The sequence below is a fragment of the Pontimicrobium sp. MEBiC01747 genome, assembly GCF_053601635.1.
Window position 1 is genome coordinate 1 of the sequence record NZ_JBSHNS010000520.1, and the last position, 8194, is coordinate 8194.

The window sequence follows — 8194 nt, forward strand, 5'->3', positions numbered from 1 at the left end:
CTACAAGAGCATTTTCCTAATAAAACAGTTAAGGCTTTCGAATTAAGAAAACATAATACAGATCCCAAAGAAAATGCACTACATTTAGATTGTTGTTTTCAACCTATAGGGACTAATAAAGCCATACTACATAAAAATGGCTTTTTGGTAGAACGCGAGTATGAATGGTTAGTAGAATATTTTGGAAAAGAGAATATCTTTGAAATTACAAAAGATGAAATGTATAACATGAACAGTAATATTTTCTCTATTTCTGAAAATGTTGTTATTTCCGAACAAAACTTTACACGACTAAACACTTGGTTGCGAGAAAAGGGCTTTATTGTAGAAGAAGTACCTTATGCAGAAATTGCAAAGCAAGAAGGACTACTACGCTGTAGTACTATGCCTTTAATAAGAGACTAGTTAACTCTACTAACAGAATTAAGTTTATAGTAATTATTTTAATTAAAGCAGTACATAATTCATAGGTAAATAGTAATCCACGGATTGAAGAAAGAGTATGTAGAACTCGATAGATTTTTATTTATCGAGTTTTTTACATTTTAATAGGGGCTTTTTATAAAAGATTAGCTTTTTAAAAATTAACCCTAAAACTAAGATTAGGAGTTATACCTAGAGATTTAGTTTCAACTTCGGTAACACTATCATCATCTTCTAAAATGTAATATGTATTTAAACTATTATTTCTGTTAAGTACATTCCAAATAGATAACCCAAGTTTTGCTTTTGTTTTTCTAGATAAATCAAAGTCATAAGTAGTAGAAAAATCAGTTCTAAAATAATCACTTAAATTACTACTATTAGGAGAATCGTAATTAATAGAACCATCAAAAACCTCATTACCTTTTACAGGTTTTGTTATAGCTTTACCAGAACGCCAATTAACACCTAATGCGAATTTTAAATCATTAATAGAGTAGGTACTAGCAAAAGTAACAGTATGCCTAATATCTAAATTATTAGGAAAAGAGATGCCATTATTTAAAGTGCTAAAAGTATAGTCGTTTTTACTTAAAGAATAACTTAACCAAGCACTAGTGTTAGTATAGCGTTTATTAATTAAAAAATCAATACCCTTTACACGGTAACTACCAATAGCATTAACAAATTGATATTGGTTTTGAAACCCTTGACTTCTGGTTTTAATGCCATCTACATTTTTATAAAAAGCCTCTGCACTTATAAATAATTTATTTTTATCATAGTGCAAACCAATAGATGCTTGTTTACTTTGTATAATAGGTATTGTTGTGTTATTTGCTAAAACCCATCGGCGTTCATCTATTCCTAAAAAATCGTTTTGTCTATTTACACGTTGAGAAGTTGCTTGGTTTTTATACTCGCCTAAAACTTCAATTTTTAGATGTTTAAATAGCTGTTGTGTAAAACTTAACCTAGGCTCTAATATCAATTTATTAAATTTATCAAAATAATTACTCCTAATACCAGCTCTGAGTACAGTTTTTTTATTGTTAGACAGAAATGAAATCTCACTATATTCAGAATGTGTTCTTAATACCTCTTTTATATTACTAGTAAAAGCGGGTGTATTAACATCTAGAAAATTTGTTATACCAACCTCTGTAAATTGGTATCCATTAGTCCATTTTAAATTATCACTTAAAATATAATCAGCCTGAACTTTTATGCCAGTATCTAAAACTTCATTCTGTTGAATTAAGCGTTGGTTGTTGGTTACATCAAAATCTGTTGCATTTAATTTATAATTAGAAGAGTAAAAATGAATATTAGTAGATAAACGTTCACTCCACTGTCTGTTATAAGATAAACCTGCTGCCAAATTAGATTGAGAGATGCCACTATTTGAAATATTTTCGGTAACCGTAGTGTTATCTTTTTCAAGATAGTCTAGCGTGTTAAACATAGTAATAAAATTAAAACGTAGCTTATCTTTTTTAGAAATATCATGTAAAATTTTAATACCAAAGTCGTAGAAATAGAAAGTGTTATTTATAGAAATCGTTTTATTAGGATTGGTCTGGCCATCCGAAATATCAGAATTTTGCAGAATACGATCAAAAAATTGATCATAAGTGGGTGTTTTAAGCCCAGTAACAGAATGGCGTAGAGATGCTTGTATTTCTAAATTATTATTTAATGGAATTTTTGCAAAACCATCAGCGTAGAGAAGATTAACTCCAAGACCACTACTAAAGTTGGAATTAATAACATCATCTAATTGAATATTTATAGTACTAGAAATACCATCTCCATAAGCAGCGCTTGTACCATTTTTAGCTACTAATACATTTTTAGTAAGGTAAGGGCTAAAACCAGAGATTAAGCCAAAAAAATGCCCAGATTGATACATTTTTATACCATCCCATAAAATTAGGTTTTGGTTATGGGTACCACCTCTAACATTTAAAGAGGAGACTGTTTCATTATTACTTAGTATTCCTGGTAATGCCTGAATGGTTTGAAGTATATCTGGCTCAATTAAGCCCGGTAATATACCAAAACCTTTTGGTTTTATATTAATAGTCCCAGATCCTGTTTTAGAAATTCCAGAGGTTAAGAAGTTGGAAATACTTACCTCGTCTAGCTCTTGTACATTTAAAACATTTACTTTAGGAGAAGTAATGGCTATAAAACGATCATTTAATACTTTAAACTTAAGGCCAGTTTCTTTTTCTATAAGTAATAAGGCTTCTTCAAGACTTACAGCTTTACCAATAATAGTGCTTGTTGTTTTATCCCTTACAGTAGCATCTGCATAAGAAAAACTAATGTTATAATTATGTTCTAAGATTTTTAAAATAGGAATAAGCGGTCGCTTTTCGGTTTTAGTTTCTTGCGAAAACACATTCGAAAAACTAAAAACAAACGCTAAAATTAAAAGTAAAAGCGTACTTTTTTTATTCACTCTTTAGTATTATCGTACTATCTTTTTTAACGTACGTTATATTAAGAGGAAGTGTTATTGCTTTTAAAGCTAAGTCAATATCATTATGCGTAAAACTTCCAGTAAACAACTGTTCCTCATTAATAGTATTAACATTAAAAGTAACATTATATTGTCTTTCAAATTCAGAAATAACAGTTTTAAAAGGCATACTAGTAAAACGACTTTCGTTATTTATCCACGATGGTGTAGTACGCGTAATAGATGTTCTACTTATATAGTTATTACCAATAACTAAAAAGCTATCCCCAGGTTTTAGTATAACAGATTTTAAGTTGTGTTCTACTTTTACAGAACCTTCATAACAAATAACTTCAAAATAATTAGCACGTTGTTTTATATTAAATTGAGTTCCAAGAACAGTTACTGTGCCAGCAGAAGTATTTACTTTAAATTTAGAGCCTTTGGCAACTTTAAAATAGCCTTCGCCTTTAAGAGAAACAGCTCTGTTGTCTTTCCAATTATGCTTGTTAAAAACAATAGAAGAGGCAGCATTGATCGTTACAGATGATGCGTCTGGTAATGTAACAGTATCTTTTTGGGCAGTTAAGGTTTCTACAGTAGTATCTAAAGTAGTTGTATAATAATATGAGCCAAAGCAAATAGCTAATATTGCCGCAACACGAAGTAGAGGCTTTAACCAATTTGTCTGTTTTTTAGACTTGCTTTTTAATGTATTAGTTAAGCGTTCTAGTTCTATATCAGTATTAAAGCTATCAGCTTTAAACTGTTTTATGCCATTATCTAATGCCATTAACTCCTTATAATCGTCAAGCTTTTTAAATGCTTGAAATTCTTCAGGACTTAACTCATTGTCTAGCCATTTTCGTATTAAATCTTTTGTATTCATAATCTGTATTCAACATTATAACAACTCAACATAAAAAACTCCTACTATAAAAGGTTTTATAATTTATTTTAAAGCTCTTTTATATCTTCTCGTAACTTTTTTAAAGCGCCATAAATACGTTTTTCAACGGCTTTTGTGCTAATATCTAAAAGCAAAGCAATCTCTTTATGTTTTTTACCTTCAACTCTATTGAGTAAAAAAGCAGTACGTTGTGCCTCTGTTAAATTAGAAATAGCAGTTTGTAATTTATTTAAATACTCGTTTTCTTCCATTAAAAACTCAGGAGTCTCATTAGTATGGTGCTTTTGAGGTTTTTCGCTATATTTTAATTTTACTTTTTGGTGTTTAACTTCATTCAGCATTAAATTATTACCAATAGTAAATAAATAACTCTTTGCTTTTTCGGGTTGTACTTTAGCACAGTTTTCCCAAAGCTTAATAAATGCTTCCTGTACTTTATCTTTTGGGTTTAAATGGTTACCAAATTTATAATACAGAAAGTCATGTAAATCTTTAGAATACTTTTTAAAGAAGGCATTAAATCTTACTTCGTCACAAATAGTATTGTGTATTTTTTTTATCATACATACAGCAATAAGGTATTACAAAGAAGGAACAATTTTTTTAAATAGTCAAGGTAGGAGTTTTTTTTATCCAGTTGTTTAATTTACAGAAACAAGAAAAGTTTCTATGAAAAAGAAAAATAATTGTTATTAAACCCTACAGTATGAAGCCAATTTTTAAGATAAAAAAATTAAGGAATCGTCCTTTTTTGCCACTCTCTATTGTACTGGTTTTCTTAATTGTTATTTTATTGTTTACTTCCTGTCAAGATGAAGTAACCGAAATAACTGGGCCAGATCAACAAGAAATAATTGTTCCTAATTCTAATTTAGCAAACTTAATGCAAAAAACAGTATCCATGGATGGCTCTGTGGATAATATTATAGACAACGCTAGTTGTTTAGCCATAGAATTACCAGTAACGGTTTCTGTAAATGGAGTAGAAATAATAATAGACTCTGAAGCAGATTATGATGTTATTGAAGCTATTTTTGATGAGTTTGGAACAGATGAAGACACTTTAGAAATTATATTCCCTATAACTATAATTTTAAGTGATTATTCAGAAATTGAAATTAATAATAATGATGAACTAGTAGAGTTTATTGAAGAGTGTGCAGGCGAAAATGAAGAAGATGATGATATAGAATGTATAGATTTTCAATACCCAGTAACCCTCTCTTTATATAATACTGGTTTTGAAGTAATAGAAACAGTTACTATAGAAAATGATGAAGCCTTATATAGTTTTATTGAAAACCTAGACGGCTCTGTTTTAGCAAGTTTAAACTTTCCTATTACTTTAATATTAAATGATGGCTCAATAGTTGAAGTTAATAACAATCAAGAATTACAACAAGTAATTGAAGCCGCAGAAAACACCTGCGATGAAGATGACGATAACGATTGGAATGATGACGACGATGATGCTTGTACAGAAGAATTTGTAGAATTAGCTTTAAAAGAATGTATATGGAATATTGTATCCTATAACGGAGATGATGTTTTTGTAAATTATAATATAGATTTTAATGCAAATTATGAATTTACTATTACGTCAAATGGCGTTGTAATTCACGACGGGACATGGTCAGTTTCAGAAAATAATAATACAGTTACAGTAGACTTAGAAACTTCATTTCAAGATATAGCAGGAAGCTGGGTAGTAGAAGAGTGCCAAATAGATAGATTTGAATTAGAAAATGAAACTGGAGCAGGAACCATAGAAATTATAATGGAGAGAGATTGCGAAACGAATACTAATCCGTTTGAGTGTTTTTCAAGTTTCAATGCAACAATAGCAGAATGCGATGTTGATGGTGATGGCGTTGCAGAATTTAATCTAACAGAAGCATTTAGTAATTGCATAGTACCAGCGATACATAATGTAATGTATTATGAAACACTTGCAGATGCACAAAGCGAAACAAATGCAATACCAAATCCAACAATTTACACTAATACAATTGTATCATATCAAACAATTTATGCAAGAGTAGAGGTAATATCTAATACCAATACTTCTTTTGAAGTGTTTGAAATAGAATTGATTGTAGAAAACTGTACAACTACCTGTGATGAGTTAGCTGTAGACGATTATTTACAAACTTGCATTTGGAACGTTGTAAATTATAATAATAGCGATGATTTAATTATTTTTGCACTTGATTTTAATGATGATGGTACACTGGTTATTAACGGGGATGGGCAAACTATAACAGCAATGTGGTCTACATCAGTGACCTCAGCAGGAGTTTGGGTTGAGTTTACAGGAGTTAATGGAGCCAACATACAAGCCATAACAGGAAATTGGTTAGTAATAGAATGTGCAGAAGATAGGTTAGAAATGACAAAAGACTCTAACACAATGGTTTTAGAGCAGACATGTAACTAAAATATAAATAATGAAATACTTTTAATATAGTGGAAATGCTTATATTAGTATTTTATAGAAATAAAACAATAAATCGTAATAGATTTAGTTTACAATACACTAATAATTCCCAATATTAGTTTTTTATAGTAGTTAAGTTAAAAAGAGTTACCCCCAAAGTAACTCTTTTTTTATAGAACAAAGTTGTGTAAAAGCATTTTAAAAAAAGATTAAATTAACAAATTCTAAATAAAGGCTTTAGTTTTTTTACAAAGTCATAATTTATGTGGTATATGTTGTTAAAACGCATGGTTAAGTAAAGAAAAAAACAAAATATTTATTTACTTTTGCAATTCTTAAAAAGTAAAGAAAACTATGTTTAATAATTTAAGTGAAAAGTTAGATAAAGCGTTACACGTATTAAAAGGGCATGGTAGCATTACAGAGGTAAATGTTGCCGAAACTTTAAAAGAAGTACGTCGTGCGTTATTAGATGCCGATGTTAACTTTAAAATTGCTAAAGAGTTTACTAAAAAAGTAAAAGAAAAAGCAATTGGAGAAAACGTACTAACAACTTTACAGCCTGGCCAATTAATGGTTAAAATCGTTAAAGACGAATTAACCGAATTAATGGGTGGGGATGCAGCAGGCGTTAATTTATCTGCTAAACCAAGTATTATCTTAATGTCTGGTTTACAGGGGTCTGGTAAAACAACATTTTCTGGTAAATTAGCAAACTACTTAAAAAATAAAAAAACAAAGAAACCATTATTAGTTGCGTGTGATGTTTACCGTCCTGCTGCCATAGACCAATTACATGTTGTTGGTGAGCAAATTAAAGTAGATGTATATAGCGATAGAGGAAATAACGATCCTGTGGCTATAGCACAAGCAGGTATAGCACATGCAAAAGAAAATGGACACAATGTGGTTATTATAGATACCGCAGGACGTTTAGCTGTAGATGAGGCGATGATGACCGAAATCTCTAATATCCATAAAGCTATAGAACCACAAGAAACACTTTTTGTTGTGGACTCTATGACAGGGCAAGATGCCGTAAATACAGCAAAAGCCTTTAACGATGTACTGAATTTTGATGGTGTTATTTTAACAAAATTAGATGGAGATACACGAGGTGGAGCAGCAATTTCTATTAAATCTGTAGTAAATAAACCAATTAAGTTTATAGGTACAGGAGAAAAAATGGAAGCGATAGATGTATTTTATCCTTCACGTATGGCAGATCGTATTCTTGGAATGGGAGATGTTGTATCTTTAGTAGAAAGAGCTCAAGAGCAATTTGATGAAGCTGAAGCGCGTAAGCTGCAAAAGAAAATAGCAAAAAACCAATTTGGTTTTGATGATTTCTTAAAGCAAATTCAGCAAATAAAGAAAATGGGAAACATGAAAGACCTTGTTGGAATGATCCCTGGAGCTGGTAAAATGATGAAAGATATAGATATAGACGATGATGCTTTTAAACATATAGAAGCCATTATACATTCTATGACTATTAAAGAACGAACAAACCCAGCTATAATTAATGCAAGCCGTAAAAAGAGAATAGGAAAAGGCTCAGGGACATCTGTAACTCAAGTAAATCAATTACTTAAACAGTTTAACCAAATGAGTAAGATGATGAAGATGATGCAAGGCGGTGGCGGAAAACGTATGATGCAAGCAATGAAAAACATGAGGTAATCCCTCGTGTTTTTTTATTTATAAAATAAATTAGCCATGTCGCGTGCAGGTGGCAAAAATAAATAGATACTAATAAGAACGCTCTGCACAACAATTTTATATCTATTATATTATAATTACAACATTACTAAACATGACACTACTAGACGGAAAGAAAGTAAGCAACGACATTAAAGACGAAATAGCCAATGAGGTAAAAAAAATGAAAGCTAATGGGGAAAAAGTACCACATTTAGCGGCAGTTATTGTTGGAAATGATGGAGCGAGTCTAACC

Annotated in this window: 7 protein-coding genes; 4 read left to right on the forward strand and 3 right to left on the reverse strand. The window is 30.5% G+C overall.

The window, feature by feature from the left end; all coding sequences use genetic code 11:
- Window positions 1–405: dimethylarginine dimethylaminohydrolase family protein (locus tag ACVC2P_RS16955; protein ID WP_452599642.1), on the forward strand; the 405-nt coding region annotated here is incomplete at its 5' end.
- Window positions 406–577: 172 nt separating this feature from the next.
- Here the strand turns inward: ACVC2P_RS16955 and ACVC2P_RS16960 are convergent.
- From ACVC2P_RS16960 to ACVC2P_RS16970, 3 genes are all read right to left on the reverse strand, one after another.
- Window positions 578–2890 (reverse strand): TonB-dependent receptor plug domain-containing protein, encoded by a 2313-nt coding sequence (locus ACVC2P_RS16960; RefSeq protein WP_452599643.1) that lies wholly within the window; start codon window positions 2888–2890, stop codon window positions 578–580.
- Window positions 2883–3779: a FecR family protein gene (locus tag ACVC2P_RS16965; RefSeq protein ID WP_452599644.1), complete on the reverse strand. Its 897-nt coding sequence runs from the start codon at window positions 3777–3779 to the stop codon at window positions 2883–2885. Before ACVC2P_RS16965 ends, ACVC2P_RS16960 begins: the two co-directional genes overlap by 8 nt.
- A 68-nt stretch (window positions 3780–3847) precedes the next feature.
- On the reverse strand, window positions 3848–4363 hold the full coding sequence (locus tag ACVC2P_RS16970; protein WP_452599645.1) for an RNA polymerase sigma factor: 516 nt from the start codon (window positions 4361–4363) through the stop codon (window positions 3848–3850).
- 143 nt (window positions 4364–4506) lie between these two features.
- Between ACVC2P_RS16970 and ACVC2P_RS16975 the strand changes: the two genes are divergently transcribed.
- From ACVC2P_RS16975 to ACVC2P_RS16985, 3 genes are all read left to right on the forward strand, one after another.
- A complete protein-coding gene (locus tag ACVC2P_RS16975) occupies window positions 4507–6237 on the forward strand; it encodes a hypothetical protein (protein ID WP_452599646.1) in 1731 nt (576 codons plus the stop codon).
- 354 nt (window positions 6238–6591) lie between these two features.
- The gene (ffh, locus tag ACVC2P_RS16980) at window positions 6592–7920 is read left to right on the forward strand and encodes a signal recognition particle protein (RefSeq protein ID WP_452599647.1); all 1329 of its coding nucleotides are present in this window, start codon (window positions 6592–6594) and stop codon (window positions 7918–7920) included.
- Window positions 7921–8053: 133 nt separating this feature from the next.
- Window positions 8054–8194 (forward strand): tetrahydrofolate dehydrogenase/cyclohydrolase catalytic domain-containing protein (locus tag ACVC2P_RS16985; RefSeq protein WP_452599648.1); only part of this gene is annotated, 141 nt, incomplete at its 3' end.